The organism is Legionella pneumophila subsp. pneumophila str. Philadelphia 1, from assembly GCF_000008485.1.
GTDB classification, from domain to species: Bacteria; Pseudomonadota; Gammaproteobacteria; order Legionellales; family Legionellaceae; genus Legionella; species Legionella pneumophila.
Genome location: NC_002942.5, coordinates 1,919,210 through 1,939,662 on the forward strand (window position 1 = coordinate 1,919,210; position 20,453 = coordinate 1,939,662).

A 20,453-nucleotide genomic window follows, 5' to 3' on the forward strand; every position below is an offset into this window, starting at 1 on the left:
AAATATGCCAAGATAAATTACTAGCGAAGGTTTCTGAAAAAATCTGACAGCAATTGAGAACACTCAGCCTGCATAATGCCTTCGTCTATTAATACCGAATGGTTTAGAGCATGTAAAACATTAAACATTGAGCCAGCTGCCCCTGTTTTAAAATCTCGGGTAGCAAATACCAGCCGTTTGATGCGTGCGTGAACCATAAGTCCCGCACACATCACACAGGGCTCAAGAGTAACATAAAGCGTTGTATCCAATAATCTATGATTATTTAACTTTCTCGAGGCTTGTCGTATTGCCCTGATTTCAGCATGATCAGAAGGATCATGACTTTTTTCAATGACATTTCTGCCAACGCCTAATAATTGATTGTCTTTGCTAACCAACACAGCCCCAACAGGAACCTCTCCTTCATTACGAGCTATAACCGCTTGCTCGTAAGCCAGTTGCATCCAAAATTTATCAATCATTCCCATTCAATGGTAGCAGGTGGCTTGCCAGAAATATCGTAAGTGACACGTGATACTCCCTCTACTTCATTAATAATTCGATTGGATACTTTTCCTAAAAAATCCCAGGGCAATTGAGACCAATGTGCTGTCATAAAATCAACTGTCTCAACAGCTCTTAAACAAATTACGTAATCGTATCGGCGTCCATCCCCCATCACACCTACGCTCTTTACTGGTAAAAAAACAGCAAATGCCTGGCTGATTTTATGATAAAGCTGCGCGTTATGCAGTTCTTCAATAAAAATAGCATCGGCTTTACGTAATATATCCGCATATTCTTTTTTTACTTCCGCTAAAATTCTTACACCCAATCCAGGTCCAGGAAAGGGATGCCGATAGACCATATCATGTGGGAGTCCCAATTCCAGACCTACTTGACGTACTTCATCTTTAAAGAGCTCACGAATAGGTTCCAGCAGTTTAAGATTTAATGTATCTGGTAAGCCACCGACATTATGATGAGACTTTATGACCACAGCCGCATCATTAGTACTTGTTGCTGCAGACTCGATGACATCGGGATAGATTGTGCCCTGAGCCAGCCACTTTATCTCAGTCAGTTTCTGTGCTTCCTCATCAAAGACTTCAATAAATGTACGCCCAATAATTTTTCTCTTTTCCTCTGGGCAAGTTACTCCCTTCAAAGCAGTTAAAAATTTATCTTCGGCATTGACTGCAATAATGCGTATTCCCATATGCCGACCGAACATGCTCAGCACTTGCTCCGCCTCATTAAGTCTGAGTAAACCCGTATCAACGAAAACACAAACCAGTTGCTCTCCAATGGCTCTATGCAGCAATGCGGCTACAACAGAAGAGTCAACGCCTCCGGATAGGCCCAGTAAAACTTTTTCAGTTCCTACCTGTTCTCTGATTTTATTAATGGCTTCATCAATAATATGCTCTGGAGTCCAGTCTGTTGATGCTTTACAAATATCTACGACAAAACGTTGTAAAATTCTTAAACCTTGCAAGGTATGAGTAACTTCTGGATGAAATTGCAAACCATACATTTGACGACTCTCATCAGCCATACCTGCAATTGGCGCATTGCGTGTTTCACATATAATTTTAAATCCTGGCGGTAACTCGGTAACTTTATCTCCGTGGCTCATCCATACATCCAATAGTGCGCTGCCATCCGCCAGGATGCGATCTTCGATATTATTTAATAATTGACTATGGCCATGCAAGCGCAACTCGGCATACCCAAACTCTCTTAACGCCGATGAATGCACTTGGCCACCGAGTTGTACAGCCATGGTTTGCATCCCGTAGCAAATACCCAGCAAGGGCAAACCACTATCAAATAGCCATTGAGGAGCCCTGGGATTGGCATCATGCGTTACTGTCGAAGGACCCCCTGATAAAATCACACCGCAGGGATTTAATTTCTTAAATTGTTCATGATTAATATGATAAGGATAAATTTCACAATAAACCCCCATTTCTCGAACGCGTCTTGCAATTAATTGGGTGTATTGAGAACCAAAATCTAATATTAATAATGGGCTTTTTTTCAAATCATTCATTATTAATTATCCACCTGATAATTGGGGGCTTGCTTAGTAATACTCACATCATGCACATGTGACTCACGCATACCAGCATTAGTCACTTGCACAAATTCAGTTTTAGAATGCAATTCCTCAATAGTAGCACAACCGGTATAGCCCATACAGGAGCGTAAACCACCTAATAATTGATGAATAATTGTTTGAACCGGTCCTTTATAAGGTACTCTTCCTTCAATGCCTTCGGGAACCAGTTTTTCTGTACCAAGAGAAGCATCCTGAAAATAGCGGTCACTTGACCCCTGAGCTAATGACATGGCTCCAATGGATCCCATACCTCTGTAATTTTTATAAGTACGCCCCTGATATAATTCAATTTCACCAGGAGATTCTTCCGTACCTGCAAACATACTGCCAAGCATTACAGTATCAGCACCGGCAGCCAACGCTTTACAAACGTCACCAGAAAAACGTATTCCTCCATCGGCTATCACAGGAATTATCCCTTTAAGTTCTTGTGCCACATTTGCTATAGCGCTAATTTGCGGGATACCAACACCGGTCACTATGCGAGTGGTACAAATTGATCCTGGCCCAATTCCAACTTTTACTGCATCAGCACCCGCCTCATATAAATCTCTTGCGGCGGCAGCGGTTGCAATATTACCACCTATGACTTGTACATCAGGATAATTCTTTTTAATCCATTTCACGCGATTTAATACGCCCTGAGAATGACCATGCGCTGTATCCACTACTATGACATCAACTCCGGATTCAACCAGAGCTGCAACTCGCTCATCAGTCCCTTCACCAACACCAACAGCAGCCCCAACTCTTAGCTGCTCAAAACTGTCTTTACAAGCATAGGGGTTGTCTTTTGCTTTTTGTATGTCTTTTACTGTAATGAGTCCACGTAACTCAAAATTCTCATTCACTACCAATAATTTTTCTATTCGGTGCTTATGGAGCAAACTTCTGACTTCTTCTCTACTCGCTCCTTCTTTTACAGTAACTAAACGCCCTTTGGGAGTCATTACTTGCGCCACAGTCAAATTCATATTGGTTTCAAAACGAATATCTCGACTGGTTACTATTCCTACCAAATGCTTACCATCAACCACAGGCACCCCTGAAAAATTATATTTTGTCATGACTGCAAGCAATTCTTTAACTGTCAAGTCGGGAGTTACTGAAATAGGATCTTTCACCATACCGCTTTCAAATTTTTTTACTCTTCTGACTTCCTCTGCTTGATCAGCGATACTCATATTCTTATGAATAATCCCCAAACCACCTTCCTGTGCTAAAGCGATAGCTAACCTCGCTTCGGTCACTGTATCCATTGCCGCCGAAATTAAAGGCATATTAAGGTGGATTGCACGGGTTAATTTGGTTTTCAATGAAACGTCTTTGGGTAAAATAGTTGAGTGGGCAGGGACAAGCAAAACATCGTCAAAGGTTAATGACTGTTGCACAATGGATAGAGGCATTTTTATCTCACTCCAGTAATTAAATAACCAAATAGTTTACTACAAACTTTAAAAAATTTAAACATTTATTGTATAAATATATCACTACAACCTTTTAATTAGTTTTTATAACAATTAAGCTTTGGATAACTTGAATTAATGAATGAATAACGTGTAAACTGTTGGTTAAATATTGTGTTGAATCGAAAAAAATAGGAAGGGTTCAGCGTTGGCTAAAATAATAGTAATTACATCTGGGAAAGGCGGAGTAGGTAAAACTACTTCATCAGCAGCGATTTCTTCGGGACTTGCACTCTTAGGGCATAAAACTGTTGTTATTGATTTTGATATCGGTTTAAGAAACCTGGATATCATTATGGGCTGTGAAAGACGTGTAGTTTATGACTTCATCAACGTCATCAATGGTGAAGCCAACTTAAACCAAGCTCTCATCAAAGACAAACGGATCCCTAACCTTTGCATACTGCCCGCATCACAAACTCGTGATAAAGACGCACTAACTCTGGAAGGAGTAGAAAAAACTCTCAATGAGCTAGCAAAAGATTTTGATTTCATTATTTGTGACTCCCCTGCTGGAATTGAAACTGGAGCACTTATGGCAATGTATTTTGCTGATCATGCCATTGTTGTTACTAATCCTGAAGTCTCTTCTGTTAGAGATTCAGATAGAATTCTGGGAATACTGGCCAGCAAAACAAAAAGAGCTATAGAAAATAAAGCACCTGTTCAAGAGCACTTGTTATTGACACGATATGATCCTGAGCGAGTAGAACGAGGTGAAATGTTGTCTGTAACTGATGTAAAGGAAATATTAGCTATTCCTTTAATCGGTGTTATACCTGAGTCCAAATCGGTTCTTAAAGCATCCAATACTGGTACGCCAGTTATTCTGGATGAATCAAGCGATGCGGGCATTGCTTATCAAGACGCCATAGCACGCTTTTTGGGCGAAGAAAGACCAATGCGATTTATAAGTATTGATAAAAAAGGACTATTTCGTCGCTTATTCAGTAAAAACAAGGAGGAAGTGACAATATGAGTATCTTCAATTACTTACGCAGAAGAGCCTCAACCGCTTCTGTTGCTAAAGAACGCTTACAAATCATCATTTCTCATGAGCGTTCTCAACGCAATACACCAGACTATTTGCCTAAGCTGCAAGAAGAAATTCTTGCGGTTATAGCAAAATACGTGAATATAAGCCGAGATCAAGTGAGTGTTAATCTGGAGCGCATGGAAGATAGTGCCGTTCTTGAGCTAAACATTACAATGCCAGATAAAGCATTGGAAGACAGCAACTCATAATTCTATTAAGTTTTTTATACTTATAGGTATTATTACACTATCAAATAATGTAGTTTACCTGCCTGCTTAACATACGCATTAAAACATAATCTCCTTCAAGAATATTTCAAAAAACTTTAAATAAAATACCTAAATGAGTTAAGCATTACATGCATGGGAGTTAAACTCATTCTTAATGACTCTGCCTGTAAAGATCAATTGATTAAAACCAAAATCGATAAAAACATATGGGAATGATTAGCCTGACTCTAATTGCTGAATAGAATTACATCATGTAATTCTATTCAGCATTATAGAAAAGAATCTAGTATAAATTAAGCTGTTTCAGTTTCCATGTCATCCCTGGCTGGAATCTTTTTTTCTGACTTTACCTTCTCACCAAGTGACGAGGGACGACGTAGTTCTTCATCAGCAAAATCGTCTACCCTTATAACATCCTGTCTGGCCTTCTCAGCCTCCTCTAGTTGTTTCGCTTCAACTGGAGTCAATATTTGATGCTCAAGCGCTTCCAATATTTGCTCCTGGAAAGTCAATGAATGAAGGATATTATCTTTAACAGCCTTCATCACTTTGCGCTCTAGCTCTTCAACTGCACAAATCTTATGAAATGCTTCCTCCATCCTTCCTAAGGGACAATTATCCCCTGGCTTCTTATAAACCAATCTCGTGATTCGATTTCTTGTTTCATTAGGCTCTATCAGTATTCTTGCTACCTTATGACCCAATTTATCATCCGGTTTATGCCTTCTGTTGCCAAGAGGTTTTAGAATTAACGATAAAACAATTCTTGCCCAGCGTGCCGGAAAATTAATGATTACCCCATGCATAGCGGTTTCACACTCATGCAATAACTGCTGACAACTCCAATGAACAACAGGTAAATCAGCACGAGGTTCTCCGTCTTCGTAAAATCGTTTCAAAACAGCGGATGCCATGTATAAACAACTCAGCATGTCACCTAAGCGTGCCGATAATTTTTCTTTTCGCTTTAACTCACCACCTAATACAATCATTGAAAAATCTGCTAAAAAAGCCAGATTGGAACTGTACTTATGAATTAATTGATAATATCTTTTTACAGAACTGGCTGGAGACTTGCTAAAACGAGCATCGGTCCATCCAAAAATAAGTGACTTTGTAAAATTAGTAATAACAAAACCCACATGGGCAAAAAAGGAATCATCAAACGCAACTAAATCATTATTTCTAATACTTTCTAACTCCTTGAAAACATAAGGATGACAACGTATCGCTCCTTGCCCGAATATAATTAAGCTTCTGGTTAAAATATTGGCCCCTTCCACCGTAATGCCAATAGGAGAACCTTGATATCCTCTTCCAATATAATTATTTGGACCAAGGCATATCCCTTTACCACCATGTATATCCATTCCATCCAGTGCAAGTTGTCTCGCTCTTTCAGTAGTATGATACTTTAAAATAGCCCCTGCGACAGAAGGTTTTGCTCCATTATCTATAGCCGCTGCTGCCATAGTTAAAGAAGAATCAATGATATAAGCAGCTGAGGCTATTCTGGCAAGAGGTTCTTCTATCCCCTCGAACTTGCCGATTGGTTGATTGAATTGTTTACGGATTCTGGCATAGGCACCAGATGCTAATGCAACGGCTTGTGCACCTCCACTGGCGCTTGATGGCAAAGAGATTGCACGACCCGCGCTTAAACACTCCATTAACATTCGCCACCCTTGACCAGCCATAGAAGCACCGCCGATCAAATAATCAAGCGGAATAAAAACATCTTTGCCTTGAGTTGGACCATTCATAAACCCTGTATTTAAAGGGAAGTGCCTGCGCCCTTTTGTGATCCCCGGAGTAGTTGCAGGAATAAGCGCACAAGTAATACCAATGTCTTCACCTTTGCCTAGCAAGTTGTCGGGATCAAACATTCTAAAAGCCAAACCAATAACTGTCGCCACCGGGCACAAGGTAATATATCGTTTGTCCCAATTCAAACGAACTCCCAATATGAGCTCACCATTGAACTCCTGCCGGCAAACAACACCTTTATCAGGTATAGAGGCCGCATCCGAACCAGCATTAGGTCCTGTCAAGGCAAAGCATGGAATCTCCCTTCCATCGGCCAATCTTGGTAAATAATAATTTTTTTGTTCTTCTGTCCCATACTTTAAAAGTAATTCACCAGGCCCCAGTGAATTAGGTACTGAAATAGTTGTAGCAGCAGTAATAGAACGGCCATAGATTTTTACCAAAATTGACATCTGAGCAGTAGCGGAAAAACCAAGTCCACCATACTGCTTTGGAATTATCATTCCCAGAAAACGATTCTCTTTTATAAATTGCCAAACTTCGGGGGGAAGATCCGTTCTATTATGAGTGATATCCCAATCATCTAACATTTCACAGAGGGTACTGACAGGGCCGTCTATAAAAGCCTGCTCTTCTTCAGTTAATGCAACAGTTGGAGCATTCCTCAAAAGAGAGAAATTAGGATTACCACTAAATAAATCTCCTTCCCAACTCACTGTACCTGCTTCCAATGCCTCTCTCTCAGTAATAGACATGGAAGGCATCGTTTTTTTAATTATTTGAAACAAATGTTTCGATAGTACTTCTCTTCTTAAAGGCTTAATGGAGCCTAAAACCAGTACAGCTTCGATTGCCCATAAGACGATTTGCGACAACAAACCAGGAGAACTGAATTGCAAAACCAAGCCAAGAAAAATGGTATAACTAATAGCCCATACAGATATCGATGCATGTCGGGTTAATAACGTTCCAGCCACACCAATTGCTGCTAGTATTAATATAAGTTCTGACACAACATTCTCCTTATTATAGGCTAATCCAAATGAAAGAATTTAATAGACTTCTTTCTCGATAACAAAATCTGCAAACCAGTTAAGACGTCTAATCAAATTATAGCATCAATAACTTCTATAACTTGCTTTCCAACAGCTTTAGGGTGCTCCATTGGAAATAAATGTGTACCCATAGTTTTAAAACATTTTACATTAAAATGATTTTTCATATATCGAATGTCCATTCTATCAACTACAGTACTCTTGTCACCATAGATTAATGCGGCGGGAACTATAAGTTTACCTTTATAACGAGGAATAACATGCGGAATTGTTCTATATATTTGATATTCAACATGCCTGTCAAAACGCAGATAGTATCCGTCCTCTTTATATTGCAAACCATATTTAATATAGTCATTCAAGCATTCTTCTGTAAATGTTTTAAATAAATCCCTGGTTTTTAAATAGGAAATTAATTGTTCATAGTTTTGCCAATGCTCACGCCTTTTCTTTGTTCTAAAAGCAGGGGTTACTCTGTCTATGATACCTAAAGCCTTAGCCAATCTCACCATGCTTGATTTAAAAGCACCAATGAGAGGCGAGTCTAGCATAATGACCGCTTTAAATAATTTCGGTTGCTCTATCGCAGCGAGCAAACTCAAAACCCCTCCCAAAGAATGGCCAACTGCAATCACTGGCTGCTCTGCTTGTCGTTTAATGCTTGCAATGATCTCAGCAACCAGGTTATGCCAGTTTTCTCCGACAGGATAATCAGGATCATGGCCAATTTTATCTATAAAACAACAGTCAAAACGAGTTTCCAGCTGCTCTAATAACTGTTTGTAACATAATGATGGAAATCCATTGCCATGAGCAAAATGGATTAATTCTCTCATTTGAGCACCATTTTCCTGCTTTCATCTCGGAGACCATAGATACCGTAACTGTAATAGGCTGCCAATAATATCAACAAAATCACTCCAAATCCTGGAAAAATAAAATGAAGTGATAACATGGTTACCAAAACTACTAACATTGGCGTTGATGCGACCATTAACAGTCGGCTGGATTTTTTAAAGGATATAGTGAACGAAAAAAAGATTTTGGAAAATACTTGTCCTAAAAAGGCAATGACCAATAAAACAGTCACCATAATCGAATATAAAATAGCAACCACTATTGGATATATCATCAATTGAGAGGCATATTTCAAACCACTAATCGCATTATCCTGAATAATTTTTTTGCCATCAAATACCACATTCATGTCTTTATCTAATGGCTGAACAATAGGAACTCCTTTCTGTTCATTTACTGGGCTGCTACCCAATAATTCTGGTGTTGGCAATAAGAAATTAATACTATTTTTCTTAATCAGAATATTAAGGTAAGGATACTCCTCTGTGAAATCTACCACTTTACCTGTTGTGTCTATAATTATTACCACTTGATTTTTATCATTTCTGATTAAATAGGGCATTGGTTTATCAAAAATAACATTACCTTTTTGTACATAAACAGTTGGCAGCTGCAGCAAAGGTTCAATGATTTGCTGATTAAACGTTTTATTAAAATCAGAAGCAATTCTTATAGAAAACGGTATTGAACAAATAGCAATAACCAATAATAGATAAATCAAACCAATTCCACGCCAATGTTTTCCTACATCAACAAAAAGCCTCTTTGAATAAAAAGACATATACAGCGCTTGCCAATAACTATAGATAGGAGCATCAATCGGTTTTAATTTATTTTTTTCTTTAGCCACGCCACTCTCCCACACGTTTTCCTGTTCTCTCATCAAATACATGCAATTTCAATTTGGGTAGCTCTACATGTAATTGTCTGTTTGAGACCATCTGCTCTGCTGAAATTCTCAAATTAATCTGTTTATTATTTTTTAGACATTTCGCCTGAATCAATTTATCAGCCCCCATATCATCAACAAATTCCACATGAAGTTCAACTGCATCTTGACTCTGACTGGAACATAGTTGAATGTGTTCGGGGCGAATTGCCACGATAAGATCTGCATTGTCATCGACAGAATGAAGCCAATTGGGTGCTGAATAAACTATACCTATTTCGGTATAAATACTATCCGTTTTTTTATCGTATTTGCCAGAAATAAAATTAATAGGATAGTGCCCGGTAAAACCAGCTACAAACTGCGTAGCCGGACTTTGATACAGTTCTTGTGGCGTTCCAATTTGCTCAACTTCCCCCTGATTAAGCACCAGAATTCTATCAGCCATAGTCATCGCTTCGGTTTGATCATGAGTAACGTATAAACTGGTCGTATTAAATTGTTGATGCAATCGTTTAATTTCATGTCGCATTTCAGTTCTTAATTTTGCATCCAGATTTGATAATGGTTCATCAAATAAATAAACTGCTGGAGACCGCACAATAGCCCTACCCATTGCTACTCTCTGCTTTTGTCCACCAGACAGTGCTTGCGGCTTTCTGTCCAGATATGGAGTCAAATGCAATAAATTAGCTACTTCGGTCACTCTTTGATTAATGTCTGCTTTACTGAAGCGCCTCAACTTTAAACCATAAGCCATATTATCAAAGACCGTCATATGAGGATAAAGGGCATAATTTTGAAACACCATCGCCATATCCCTTTTTGCGGCTTCGGTATCATTAACGCATTGATTATTAATAAGTATTTTACCTGAGCTTAAAACATCAAGTCCTGCTATCAATCGTAACAAAGTAGATTTGCCACAACCTGATGGGCCAACAACAACCATGAATTCGCCTTTCTTTATATCAATGTTAATTCGATTCAAAATGGTTGTTTCTCCGACCTGTTTTGACACCTCGATCAAATTCAGTGTTGCCATTATTTCAATCCCTTTTCGAACCAACGTTGCATCACCATAACCACCATACAAGGCGGCACAAGAGCTATCAATGCGACGGCCATAATATAGTGCCACTCCGGTACTTGATCCGCTACGCCTGCCAAATACCGAATTCCCATCACAATAGTTGTCATTTTAGTTTCTGTCGTGATGACCAAAGGCCATAAGTATTGATTCCACCCATAGACAAACAAGATTACAAACAAGGCGGAAATTTGAGTTCTTGACAAGGGTAACACGATATCAATAAAAAATCTTAATGGACCTGCGCCATCTAATTTAGCAGCATCAACCAGTTCTTTAGATATGGTTTTAAAAAACTGACGAAATAAAAATGTTCCAGTAGCTGATGCCAATAATGGCAAGGTTAAACCAGAAAATGAGTTCAATAGGCCAAATGAAGCAACCACTTGAAAAGTAGGGACTATTCTTACTTCCACTGGTAACATCATCGTTGCAAATATCAGGGCAAAACAAGACTTTTTAAAAGAAAAATCAAAATATACCAATGCAAAAGCAGATCCCAGAGCCAAAATGATCTTACCCACTGCAATGATAAATGCCATGAATAAGCTATTTACAAGCATGGAAGTGATAGGCTCACCTCCAGTGACAGCTAAACCTTCAGTCAGCACACTTTTAATATTTTTGAAAAATGAGGTCCCTGGAATCAATGGCAACTGAGAATGCATCATGACCGTTCCTTCATGACTTGCAGCAACTACAGCCAAATACAAAGGAGCCATCATTAATCCTATAAATAACAATATTAACCCATGCGACCCCAAACGTTTAAATTGTCTCATTCGTAATGAACCTTTTTCTCAAGGTATTTAAATTGTAACAAGGAAACTGCAATTACAATAAGCATCAGTAATACAGATTGGGCTGATGAACTTCCCAAATCCATTCCCTCAAAACCGTCTTCATACACCTTATAGATTAAATTAGTTGTGCTATTACCAGGACCTCCGTGTGTCATGACTTGAATAATTCCAAATGTATCAAAAAAACCATAAATCAGGTTCATTATTAACAGAAAAAAGGTAGTGGGCGACAGGATTGGGAAAATTATTTGCCAGAATCGTTGCCATGTATTGGCCCCATCCATGATTGCTGCATCAATTAATGTCTGAGGAACTGCTTTAAGCGCAGCAAAATAAAATAAAAAATTGTAACTAAACTGCTGCCAACTGGCGGTTAAAATGACAACAAGCAAAGCCTGATTCGCGTCGTTGACATAATTAAAATGAATTCCCAAATACTCAAGCACCTGAGTTAACCATCCTAAAGTTGGATGACATAAAAACCGCCAAAGTATTGCAGCAACAGCAGGGGCTATTGCATAAGGCCATATCAACAAAGTCTTATAAACTCCTTGGCTTTTTCCTCTGTAATTTATTAAAGTAGCCATTAAAAGACCTAAACTCATAGTGATAAGCGTCACACTAATCGCAATTATAAAAGTAACCCATATGGCTTTTGCATAACCGGGATCAAGGAATAAGTCAAAAAAATTGGTCAATCCGGCAAAATTCTTATGCAAACCAAATGCGTCAGTATAAAAAAAGGATTGCAATAATGCGCTGCAAGCAGGCCAAATAAAAAAAATAATAGTGACAATTAGCTGAGGGACTATAAATAGCCAGGCAAACAAACGCTGATGATTAAATTTAGACATTAACTAACCATGTAGTTGTTAAAATGATAATTATCATCGCAATAGTTTAAAATAAAATTATATCGATTTTAAATCATTATGCGAGTTGTAAAAGATATAATATAGTAAATTATCATACTATGCATTCTTACCTTAAAAAGGATCTTATCTTGCATTACATACAGATTAATAATCCAGGACCTCATAGTGAATTAACCCTTGTCGAAGGTCCAAATCCTGGTTTTAATGAATCTCAAATTCTTGTGCGTGTCAAAGCCACAGCCTTGAATAGAGCTGATTTGATGCAAAAATATGGTAAATATCCCCCTCCTCCAGGAGAATCCGATATACCTGGACTAGAAGTAGCTGGAGAAGTAATCGTCACTGGTTCCAAGGTAAAACAATTTAAACCGGGTGATAAAATTTACGGTCTTGTCGGGAGTGGAGGTTATGCTGAAATCTGTCCAGTAGACGCTTCTTTAGCTCATCATATTCCTTCTCATTGGAATTATTCATTGGCTGCAGCGCTCCCGGAAGCATTAACGACAGTCTATGCTACATTGTACGATTTAGGTGCCTTAAGTGCTGGACAAACATTATTGATCCATGGCGCTGGAAGCGGAATAGCTTCATTAGCCATACAAATGGCTAAATTAACAAACACTAAAGTGATAACCACAGTCGGTGATTCCAGTAAAATAGAAAAGGCTCTTGCCCTGGGCGCCGATCAAGTCATTCATTACAAAGAACAAGATTTTGAATTATTAATTGAGGACAATTCTGTTGATTTGATCATCGATTTTGTCGGTGGTGATTATTTTAACAAACACTTACATTTACTGAAGCCTCAGGGTAAATTAATCCAAATTGCTTGCCTCAAAGGAAGCAAAGTAGAATGCAGTCTGGCTTTGCTTATGCAAAAAAGGTTGCACATCATTGGATTTGTACTCAGATCGCAAAGCATCAAAGAAAAAGCAAGGCTTTGGAAATTGGCTCATGATCATTGGTTTAATGCATTTGAAAATGACAAGATAAAACCAGTAATTGACTCGGAACTTGATCTAAATCAAATAGAAACAGCGCTGCAACGTATGCAACAAGGTTCTCATTTCGGAAAAATAGTCATTCGCGTAGGTAAGTAATGCTATGCCTCATCAATTTCTCATGAGCTCAATATTATATGCACAGACTCTTCCAAAGCTGCCTTGGCAATGTCCAGTGAGTTCGTGTTTTTGGTAGATAAATCAAGAGCTCTTCTTACTTTTATCCTTATTCCCCATAGCTGAACTATCAATACATATTGAGATATTTAGACTCATTTTGCATTGAGCCGTAAAGTTCGCTCTAACAATTGAGTGTAAATCGGCTCATTACGTGCTAATTGCACCACAATCGTTGCAGTAATGCAGGAGATCATAAGGGGTAGAATTAGAGAGTAATTTTTTGTCATTTCAACAACCAATACCACACCAGTAATTGGTGATCTTACTGCAGCTGCGAAAAGCGCTCCCATACCTGCAACTGCAAACATACCAGGTTCAATTGAAAAATCCATACTCAACCATTGAAATAAATGGAAAAAACCTAATCCAAATAGTGTTCCCAAAGCCAGCATTGGTGCAAAGATACCGCCAGGTACGCCACTTGAATAGGATAACATGGTCATGATAAACCTGATTACAATAAGACTGCATAACACGCTAAATGCAGGTGACATAGTCAGTGCTTCACTGATGATAACATAACCACCCCCAACAGTAGCAGGATAGGAGTACGCCAGATAACCGACTAAAAATCCAACAGCTAAAATATAATATTTTTTGTTTTTGGGATTTTGTTTATCCAACCATCCAACAGTTCTCATGAGTGTGACATTGAATAATAAACCAGCCAACCCCATTAATATTCCAAAAACAAAGAACAGCCACAAAGAGCCCAGTGTAGGTAGTTCAAAAACCTCCATTTGAATAGCCGGTTGTGAGCCAATAATAAGATGCAAAACAATCGTTGCCATAACACAACAAATAACGACCATTTTAAAATTGGTAAATGAATAATTAAACTGGTTACGCATTTCCTCCATGACAAACAGTACACCAGCCAGAGGCGCATTAAATGCTGCAGCCAAACCAGCGGCAGAACCAGCGGCTATTAAAGTATCACGGCGACGGCGTGTAAGTTGAAACAACTCTCCAAGCATCTGTCCAAGGTTACCGCCCATCTGAATAGTAGGCCCTTCTCTTCCCATAACCATTTTTGCCGATATGGATAACACACCCCCAAAAAATTTTACTGGTATCAGACGTTTCCAAAATATTGGTCTCACATGAAGCAAGGTGCCTTCAATTTCTTGCACACCACTTCCTGCTGCTTCTGGGGCGATGTACTTCACCATCATCCAGGCAATAAATAACATCATCATTGATATCATAGCAGAAACGATTCCTACAGGAAGTCCATAACTTTCTGTGATATGAAATAATAGCTCCAGCAGATGATCCATCTGTTGAATAGTAAGTTGGAATAATGAAGCAATTGCGCCTGTTAATATCCCTAATAGAACTGATACAAAATATAAAATCAGTATTTTTTTACCCATTGTCCTTCACCATATTCATCAAATTGGTGATTATTCTTAAACCCACTTGATCCGATAAAGACAAAATTGTCTCTGGATGAAATTGAACCGCATGCACAGGTAAATGCTCATGAGAAACTGCCATAATCACATCATCTTCACTTACAGCGGTAACTAATAATTCACTGGGTAAGGTCTCTGCTCTGGCATAGAGTGAATGGTATCTTCCCGCTTTAAAACAATCGCCTAAACCGGAGAACAACCCCTTGTTATCTAATACCCTAATTACTGAAGATTTTCCATGCATAGGGTATTCAAGAACATCCAAAACCCCTCCAAAATACTCAACAATTCCTTGCAGCCCCAGACAAACACCGAATATTGGTATGTTCTTTGAGAGTATCATATCAATTGTTTCTGAAAGCTTAAAATCAACCGGTTTTCCAGGGCCAGGTGATAATACGATCAAATCAAAATGATTATTTTGTAAATAGCCAATCGCCTTGTCATAGCGAACTGTTGTAACCGCAGCTCCCGTTTGCCTTAAATAGTTTGCCAAAGTATGAACAAAGGAATCTTGATGATCGATAAGTAAAACTTTTTTATTTTCCCCTACCAGGGGGATATTCTCTATCTTCTTTTTTGCCTTTTGCCATGGTTTTTGTAAAATGTCTAAAAATGCAGAAGCCTTTAATCTCGTCTCCTCTTCCTCAGCTTCAGGAATAGAGTCATAAAGTAACGTTGCGCCTACTCTAATTTCTGCAGTTCCCTTTTCTATTCGCACTGTTCTTAAGACCAATCCAGTATTTAAATTTCCATCAAAACCAAACCATCCTACGGCTCCTGCATACCATTTGCGCGGGGATTTCTCATGTTGTTCAATGAAATTCATAGCCCAAATTTTAGGCGCACCAGTCACAGTAACAACCCACATATGAGTTAAAAAAGCATCTACTGCATCAAATCCATCTCTTAAAACACCCTCAACATGATCAACTGTATGAATCAATCGAGAATACATTTCAATTTGGCGACGCCCAATGACTTTCACACTCCCTGCTTCGCATATTCTTGACTTATCATTTCTATCCACATCGGTACACATGGTTAGTTCTGATTCTTCTTTCTCTGAATCTAGAAGTGTCTGAATATTGTGAGCATCCTCAATAGCATCTGCTCCCCGTTTGATAGTGCCTGAGATAGGGCAAGTTTCTACTCTTTTACCTTGGACACGAACATACATTTCAGGTGAAGCACCTACCAGATATTCTTCGTCACCCAAATTAACAAAAAATCCATATGGCGATGGATTTATTTCTCGCATTTGGCGAAATAAAATTGACGGCTTTTCAGCAAAGTGAGTATAGAAAGTTTGGCTAGGAACCACTTCAAATAAATCACCACAGGAAAATTTTTCTTTAGCTTTTTTGACCACTTGGGCATATTCACCTGGCTCGTGATCACAGTTTTTTTCCGGTTTATGGATAGGTTGATATGGTGAATACTTTCCTTCTCTGGATAAAGATTGAGTTGATCGCCCCTGATATTGAAAATCATATCGTCTAACAAAGGCTTCTTCCTTACGATGATTTACTATATAAATTTCATCAGGTAGATAGAGGACCATATCTCTCTGTGTTTCATTTCTTGATTTACACCGCTCCAACTGTTCAAATTGATAAATCAGGTCAAACCCAAAAGCACCATATAAACCCAAGTATGAATCTTCATCTGTTTTAAAAAAATTCAATAAGAGGCGAATTGTACTGAATACTGACGGTTGATGGCTCCGCTCCTCCTCACTAAATACTTTGTCTGATGATTTAATTTTTAACTGACAAAATGAGGTCGTTTGGCTAATTACCTCCCAGAGATCTGTTGTTTTTAATAACGGATAGAGAAAAGATAATAATATCTCGCCTCGTTGATTTAATGCCTCAAAGCAGATGGTATTACTTTGGCAGATGATAACTAATGGGGGATTATAAAAACCCATGTCCCAACAAGTATAGCGTCCTGGATATTCAAAGCTCGAAGCAAATACTGCCCCACGTTGAGAATCAAGGCTCTCAAGCAAAAAATCTATGCCTTGTTGATAATCCAACTCTTGTTGAGAAAACTCAACATGAACACCACCGAGAGTTTTATATTGCTGTAACATGAATACCATTCTCTATCATTTAATTCGTACAAATATTCATTCTACTGTAAAACCACTGTTCTGCAAGAATCTTGTAACATTTCAATATCATTGCTTTTTTATGTCTTCAGAAGAGATTGCAAAACTTGCTTCAAAAAAGACATGACTGCAGTCATGATTAAACATGGCTCTAGGAAAGCAACTTGGCTCAACAGACTAAAAGATAATTAAACTAATACTTCATTTTTAGAACAATACCGCTATAATGTATAACCCTTATATTTGGATATGACCATGACTCTCTCTGCTAAAGATCTTGAAAATATTTCAAAATTGGCTTATTTAAATGAAGACTCTGAGCATTCTGCAAAATTGACTCAAGAAGTAAGTGCGATCATGGATTTTGTTGACCAGCTCAAAACAATAGATACAAGCCAAATAGCACCTCTTTTTCATCCTTTGGCACTAAATCAACGCTTAAGACCAGATGAAGTAACTGAAGCGGAATGTCTTGCTGAATTAGAAGCCATGGCGCCATTATTTGAGGATAACTTATATTTGGTTCCCAAGGTGATATCATCGGATAAATAATAATGGAACATTACTCACTGGCTCAATTATCAAAGGCTCTTCATAATCGAGAATTTTCAAGTGTTGAATTAACACAACACTGTATTAACAAAATTCAAAGCAATAAAGACTTGAATGCATTCATCAGCCTTGATGAAGACCAGGCTCTTAAAGAAGCGCAATCGGCTGATTTGGTACTAAAAAGTGGGGAGGGAAAGCCACTGACTGGTATCCCCATGGCTCTCAAGGATTTGTTTTGTACAAAGCGATTAAATACAACTTGTGCTTCAAAAATGCTGGCTAATTTTCAAGCCCCATATGATGCCACTATCGTCACAAAATTTAAACAAAATGGCGCAATTATTATTGGAAAAACCAATATGGATGAGTTTGCCATGGGATCCTCTAATGAAAACAGTTACTTCGGTTCGGTAAAAAACCCGTGGGATAGAGAAAGAGTGTCAGGTGGATCATCAGGCGGTTCTGCAGCAGCGGTTGCTGGAAATCTGGTACCTTTTGCAATTGGCTCTGACACCGGTGGATCAATTCGTCAGCCAGCAGCCTTTTGCGGGATTAGCGGGATAAAACCCACCTATGGATTAGTCTCTCGATACGGAATGGTCGCCTTTGCCTCAAGCCTTGATCAAGCGGGACCATTTGCGAAATCAGCTGAAGATCTGGCCATGATACTTCACTGTATGGCGGGGTTTGATAGTAAAGATTCCACGTCAGTTGATAGAGTTATACCTGATTATTCAGCAGAAATTAAAAACCCAGTAGACAAAATACGCATAGGACTTCCTTCTTGCTTTTTTCAACCTCAAGTCGAAAAAGGTATCCAGGATGCCATACATGATGCTGTGAAATTATTTGAGAATCTAGGGGCTGAAATAATTGAAATCGACTTGAAACTTCAGCCACTTTGGGTGCCATGTTACTATGTTATAGCTTGCGCAGAAGCTTCATCAAATCTTTCGCGTTATGATGGCATAAGATTTGGCCACCGAAGCAAATCCGCATCAACCTTAATTGAATTAATCACTAACTCTCGAAGTGAAGGTTTTGGTAACGAGGTAAAACGTCGAATTCTAACTGGAACTCATGTGCTCTCATCCGGTTTTTTTGATGCCTATTATTTGCATGCACAAAAAGTGAGGCGTTTGATTCGAGATGAATTAATTACAACTTTAAATTCAGTAGATGTTATCCTTGGGCCAACAACTCCTACCACCGCTTTTAAATTGGGTGAAAAAATAGATGATCCCATACAAAATTATTTGGCAGATGTATTTACTGTAGCAGCCAATCTTGCAGGCCTACCAGCTGTTTCTATACCAACTGGTTTTGAAAATAAACTACCAATTGGTTTGCAATTAATGAGCAAGCACTTTAGTGAAAACCGCTTGCTTGCAATCGCACATCATTATCAGCAACACACCAACTGGCATTTAGCCAATCCTAACAAGCAAAGGTGATATATGGAATGGGATACCGTCATTGGTCTTGAGGTACATGCTCAATTAAAAACCAAATCAAAATTATTTTCAGGAGCATCTACTGCTTTTGGTGCCACCCCTAACTCGCAAACGAGTTTTATCGATGCTGGTTTGCCTGGTGTTCTCCCTGTGTTAAATGAACAAGCCATCATAATGGCTATCCAATTTGGTTTGGCAATTCATGGAACCATTAATGATTTGTCTGTTTTTGAACGCAAAAATTATTTTTATCCTGACTTACCCAAAGGCTATCAAATCAGTCAGTATCAAAAACCCATTGTTACTAATGGCTATTTAAATATACAGCTTGGTAATAACCTGGAAAAAACAGTCCATATTGCACGCGCTCATTTAGAAGAAGATGCTGGCAAATCCCTACACGATGCCCATACTGATTACACCGGGATCGACCTCAACAGAGCAGGTACCCCACTATTGGAAATAGTCACAACCCCTTGCCTGTACTCGGCTGAAGAGGCGATTAATTATTTAAAAACGCTGCATCAATTAGTGAGATTCCTTGGAATATGCGATGGCAATATGCAAGAAGGTTCTTTTCGGTGTGACGTCAATCTGTCTATAAAACCTAAAGGCAGCTCAGTTTTAGGCACACGAACAGAACTTAAAAATCTGAATTCATTTCGTTTTATTGAAAAAGCCATTGCTTTTGAACAGGCAAGACACCAAGATATATTGGAAAGCGGTCTGTCAGTCATCCAGGAGACTCGCCTTTACAATCCTGACAATAACACAACTCAGGCGATGAGAGGCAAGGAAAATGAAAATGATTACCGTTATTTTCCTGATCCTGATTTATTACCAATTCATATTGACAAAGAACAAGTTGAAGAGATTAAAAATAACCTGCCGGACTTGCCTGAAGCAATTTCCAAAGAATTAAAAAACACTCCGTCCCTAAATGATGAAGACATTAATTTCATATTATCATCACCGGACACTTATCAATATTACAAAAAAATTAAATCCCTTTGTCCGGCTGCTGATAAAACAATTATCAACTGGTTAAAAGGCCAATATGCCGCCTTTCTTAATGAACACAACCTAACCTTTGAAACACCACCAATTTCAGCTAAAACCATGGCTGCTTTTCTTAGCAAAATTCATGAGAAAAAAATCTCTTCTAGTATTGCTAAAAATATTTTCAGTATGCTTTGCACAGGTGAAAAAGATATCGATGCGATTATTGAACGCGAAGGCTACCAGCAACAGAATGACAACTCGGCACTGGAAGAAATAGTTGAGCAAATAATCAAACAATATCCCGAACAAGTTACAGAATACAAAGCCGGTAAAGAGAAATTATTAGCTTTTTTTATCGGGCAAGCGATGAAACAAACTAAAGGGAAAGCAAATCCCGAGCAAATCAATCTGTTATTAAAAAAACATCTTGGATGATGCAATATTTTTATAATTCACAATGCTCATTTATGGCCTTGTTGATTGATTGCCAGCTATTATCATCTTTTTGTCAGAAGGTATAATGCAAGCATTCAATTATAATAACCAATTTTCAT

At 38.5% G+C, this 20,453-nt stretch carries 17 protein-coding genes; 6 read left to right on the forward strand and 11 right to left on the reverse strand.

The window, feature by feature from the left end; translation table 11 throughout:
* Positions 1 to 20: 20 nt before the first annotated feature.
* Genes tadA through guaB form a run of 3 tightly spaced genes read right to left on the reverse strand, consistent with a single transcriptional unit; the run spans position 21 to position 3,513 of the window.
* On the reverse strand, positions 21 to 464 hold the full coding sequence (gene tadA / locus LPG_RS08620) for a tRNA adenosine(34) deaminase TadA (RefSeq protein WP_015444424.1): 444 nt from the start codon (positions 462 to 464) through the stop codon (positions 21 to 23).
* On the reverse strand, positions 461 to 2,038 hold the full coding sequence (gene guaA, locus LPG_RS08625) for a glutamine-hydrolyzing GMP synthase (protein ID WP_010947449.1): 1,578 nt from the start codon (positions 2,036 to 2,038) through the stop codon (positions 461 to 463). The genes tadA and guaA overlap by 4 nt, the downstream gene beginning before the upstream one ends.
* Before the next feature lie 2 nt (positions 2,039 to 2,040).
* Positions 2,041 to 3,513 carry an IMP dehydrogenase gene (guaB, locus tag LPG_RS08630; protein WP_010947450.1) on the reverse strand — a complete coding sequence of 491 codons (1,473 nt, stop codon included), beginning with the start codon at positions 3,511 to 3,513 and terminating at the stop codon, positions 2,041 to 2,043.
* Between the two features lie 208 nt (positions 3,514 to 3,721).
* On the opposite strand from guaB, the gene minD reads away from it, so the two are divergent.
* Both minD and minE read left to right on the forward strand, forming a co-directional pair.
* A complete protein-coding gene (gene minD / locus LPG_RS08635) occupies positions 3,722 to 4,552 on the forward strand; it encodes a septum site-determining protein MinD (RefSeq protein ID WP_010947451.1) in 831 nt (276 codons plus the stop codon).
* Entirely contained in the window at positions 4,549 to 4,818 is a 270-nt protein-coding gene (gene minE, locus LPG_RS08640) for a cell division topological specificity factor MinE (RefSeq protein WP_011213993.1), read from the forward strand. The genes minD and minE overlap by 4 nt, the downstream gene beginning before the upstream one ends.
* Before the next feature lie 314 nt (positions 4,819 to 5,132).
* Here the strand turns inward: minE and LPG_RS08645 are convergent, their stop codons facing one another.
* The 6 genes from LPG_RS08645 to LPG_RS08670 all read right to left on the reverse strand — a co-directional run bounded on the left by LPG_RS08645 (position 5,133) and on the right by LPG_RS08670 (position 12,155).
* On the reverse strand, positions 5,133 to 7,619 hold the full coding sequence (locus LPG_RS08645; protein WP_010947452.1) for an acyl-CoA dehydrogenase: 2,487 nt from the start codon (positions 7,617 to 7,619) through the stop codon (positions 5,133 to 5,135).
* A gap of 92 nt (positions 7,620 to 7,711) precedes the next feature.
* On the reverse strand, positions 7,712 to 8,497 hold the full coding sequence (locus LPG_RS08650) for an alpha/beta fold hydrolase (protein WP_010947453.1): 786 nt from the start codon (positions 8,495 to 8,497) through the stop codon (positions 7,712 to 7,714).
* Positions 8,494 to 9,411, reverse strand: coding sequence for a DUF1189 family protein (locus LPG_RS08655; protein ID WP_010947454.1), 918 nt, complete (start codon positions 9,409 to 9,411; stop codon positions 8,494 to 8,496). Before LPG_RS08655 ends, LPG_RS08650 begins: the two co-directional genes overlap by 4 nt.
* Positions 9,362 to 10,453: an ABC transporter ATP-binding protein gene (locus LPG_RS08660; RefSeq protein WP_010947455.1), complete on the reverse strand. Its 1,092-nt coding sequence runs from the start codon at positions 10,451 to 10,453 to the stop codon at positions 9,362 to 9,364. Before LPG_RS08660 ends, LPG_RS08655 begins: the two co-directional genes overlap by 50 nt.
* Positions 10,453 to 11,280, reverse strand: coding sequence for a sn-glycerol-3-phosphate ABC transporter permease UgpE (ugpE, locus tag LPG_RS08665; RefSeq protein WP_015444422.1), 828 nt, complete (start codon positions 11,278 to 11,280; stop codon positions 10,453 to 10,455). The genes LPG_RS08660 and ugpE overlap by 1 nt, the downstream gene beginning before the upstream one ends.
* A complete protein-coding gene (locus tag LPG_RS08670; RefSeq protein WP_010947457.1) occupies positions 11,277 to 12,155 on the reverse strand; it encodes an ABC transporter permease subunit in 879 nt (292 codons plus the stop codon). The genes ugpE and LPG_RS08670 overlap by 4 nt, the downstream gene beginning before the upstream one ends.
* A 119-nt stretch (positions 12,156 to 12,274) precedes the next feature.
* Between LPG_RS08670 and LPG_RS08675 the strand changes: the two genes are divergently transcribed.
* The gene (locus LPG_RS08675; RefSeq protein WP_010947458.1) at positions 12,275 to 13,276 is read left to right on the forward strand and encodes an NAD(P)H-quinone oxidoreductase; all 1,002 of its coding nucleotides are present in this window, start codon (positions 12,275 to 12,277) and stop codon (positions 13,274 to 13,276) included.
* A 173-nt stretch (positions 13,277 to 13,449) separates the two neighbouring features.
* On the opposite strand, the gene clcA is transcribed toward LPG_RS08675, so the two are convergent.
* Together clcA and LPG_RS08685 are read right to left on the reverse strand one after the other, a co-directional pair.
* Positions 13,450 to 14,733, reverse strand: coding sequence for a H(+)/Cl(-) exchange transporter ClcA (clcA, locus tag LPG_RS08680; RefSeq protein ID WP_010947459.1), 1,284 nt, complete (start codon positions 14,731 to 14,733; stop codon positions 13,450 to 13,452).
* Positions 14,726 to 16,873: an anthranilate synthase component I gene (locus tag LPG_RS08685; protein ID WP_015444420.1), complete on the reverse strand. Its 2,148-nt coding sequence runs from the start codon at positions 16,871 to 16,873 to the stop codon at positions 14,726 to 14,728. Before LPG_RS08685 ends, clcA begins: the two co-directional genes overlap by 8 nt.
* 273 nt (positions 16,874 to 17,146) lie before the next feature.
* Between LPG_RS08685 and gatC the strand changes: the two genes are divergently transcribed.
* From gatC to gatB, 3 genes are read left to right on the forward strand one after another with little or no spacing between them, the layout of a single operon-like run.
* Positions 17,147 to 17,443 (forward strand): Asp-tRNA(Asn)/Glu-tRNA(Gln) amidotransferase subunit GatC, encoded by a 297-nt coding sequence (gatC, locus tag LPG_RS08690; RefSeq protein ID WP_011214003.1) that lies wholly within the window; start codon positions 17,147 to 17,149, stop codon positions 17,441 to 17,443.
* Between the two features lie 2 nt (positions 17,444 to 17,445).
* On the forward strand, positions 17,446 to 18,897 hold the full coding sequence (gene gatA, locus LPG_RS08695) for an Asp-tRNA(Asn)/Glu-tRNA(Gln) amidotransferase subunit GatA (protein WP_010947462.1): 1,452 nt from the start codon (positions 17,446 to 17,448) through the stop codon (positions 18,895 to 18,897).
* A 3-nt stretch (positions 18,898 to 18,900) separates the two neighbouring features.
* Complete coding sequence (gene gatB, locus LPG_RS08700) at positions 18,901 to 20,334, forward strand: Asp-tRNA(Asn)/Glu-tRNA(Gln) amidotransferase subunit GatB (protein WP_010947463.1); 1,434 nt, start codon at positions 18,901 to 18,903, stop codon at positions 20,332 to 20,334.
* Positions 20,335 to 20,453: the final 119 nt, after the last annotated feature.

Coding starts and splice junctions, on each gene's coding strand:
- LPG_RS08655 (WP_010947454.1), bottom strand. CDS start 9,411: ATGTATTTGATGAGAGAACAGGAAAACGTGTGGGAGAGTGGCGTGGCT.
- minE (WP_011213993.1), top strand. CDS start 4,549: ATGAGTATCTTCAATTACTTACGCAGAAGAGCCTCAACCGCTTCTGTT.
- LPG_RS08650 (WP_010947453.1), bottom strand. CDS start 8,497: ATGAGAGAATTAATCCATTTTGCTCATGGCAATGGATTTCCATCATTA.
- LPG_RS08685 (WP_015444420.1), bottom strand. CDS start 16,873: ATGTTACAGCAATATAAAACTCTCGGTGGTGTTCATGTTGAGTTTTCT.
- guaB (WP_010947450.1), bottom strand. CDS start 3,513: ATGCCTCTATCCATTGTGCAACAGTCATTAACCTTTGACGATGTTTTG.
- LPG_RS08660 (WP_010947455.1), bottom strand. CDS start 10,453: ATGGCAACACTGAATTTGATCGAGGTGTCAAAACAGGTCGGAGAAACA.
- LPG_RS08675 (WP_010947458.1), top strand. CDS start 12,275: ATGCATTCTTACCTTAAAAAGGATCTTATCTTGCATTACATACAGATT.
- ugpE (WP_015444422.1), bottom strand. CDS start 11,280: ATGAGACAATTTAAACGTTTGGGGTCGCATGGGTTAATATTGTTATTT.
- clcA (WP_010947459.1), bottom strand. CDS start 14,733: ATGGGTAAAAAAATACTGATTTTATATTTTGTATCAGTTCTATTAGGG.
- gatC (WP_011214003.1), top strand. CDS start 17,147: ATGACTCTCTCTGCTAAAGATCTTGAAAATATTTCAAAATTGGCTTAT.
- LPG_RS08670 (WP_010947457.1), bottom strand. CDS start 12,155: ATGTCTAAATTTAATCATCAGCGTTTGTTTGCCTGGCTATTTATAGTC.
- gatB (WP_010947463.1), top strand. CDS start 18,901: ATGGAATGGGATACCGTCATTGGTCTTGAGGTACATGCTCAATTAAAA.
- gatA (WP_010947462.1), top strand. CDS start 17,446: ATGGAACATTACTCACTGGCTCAATTATCAAAGGCTCTTCATAATCGA.
- tadA (WP_015444424.1), bottom strand. CDS start 464: ATGATTGATAAATTTTGGATGCAACTGGCTTACGAGCAAGCGGTTATA.
- guaA (WP_010947449.1), bottom strand. CDS start 2,038: ATGAATGATTTGAAAAAAAGCCCATTATTAATATTAGATTTTGGTTCT.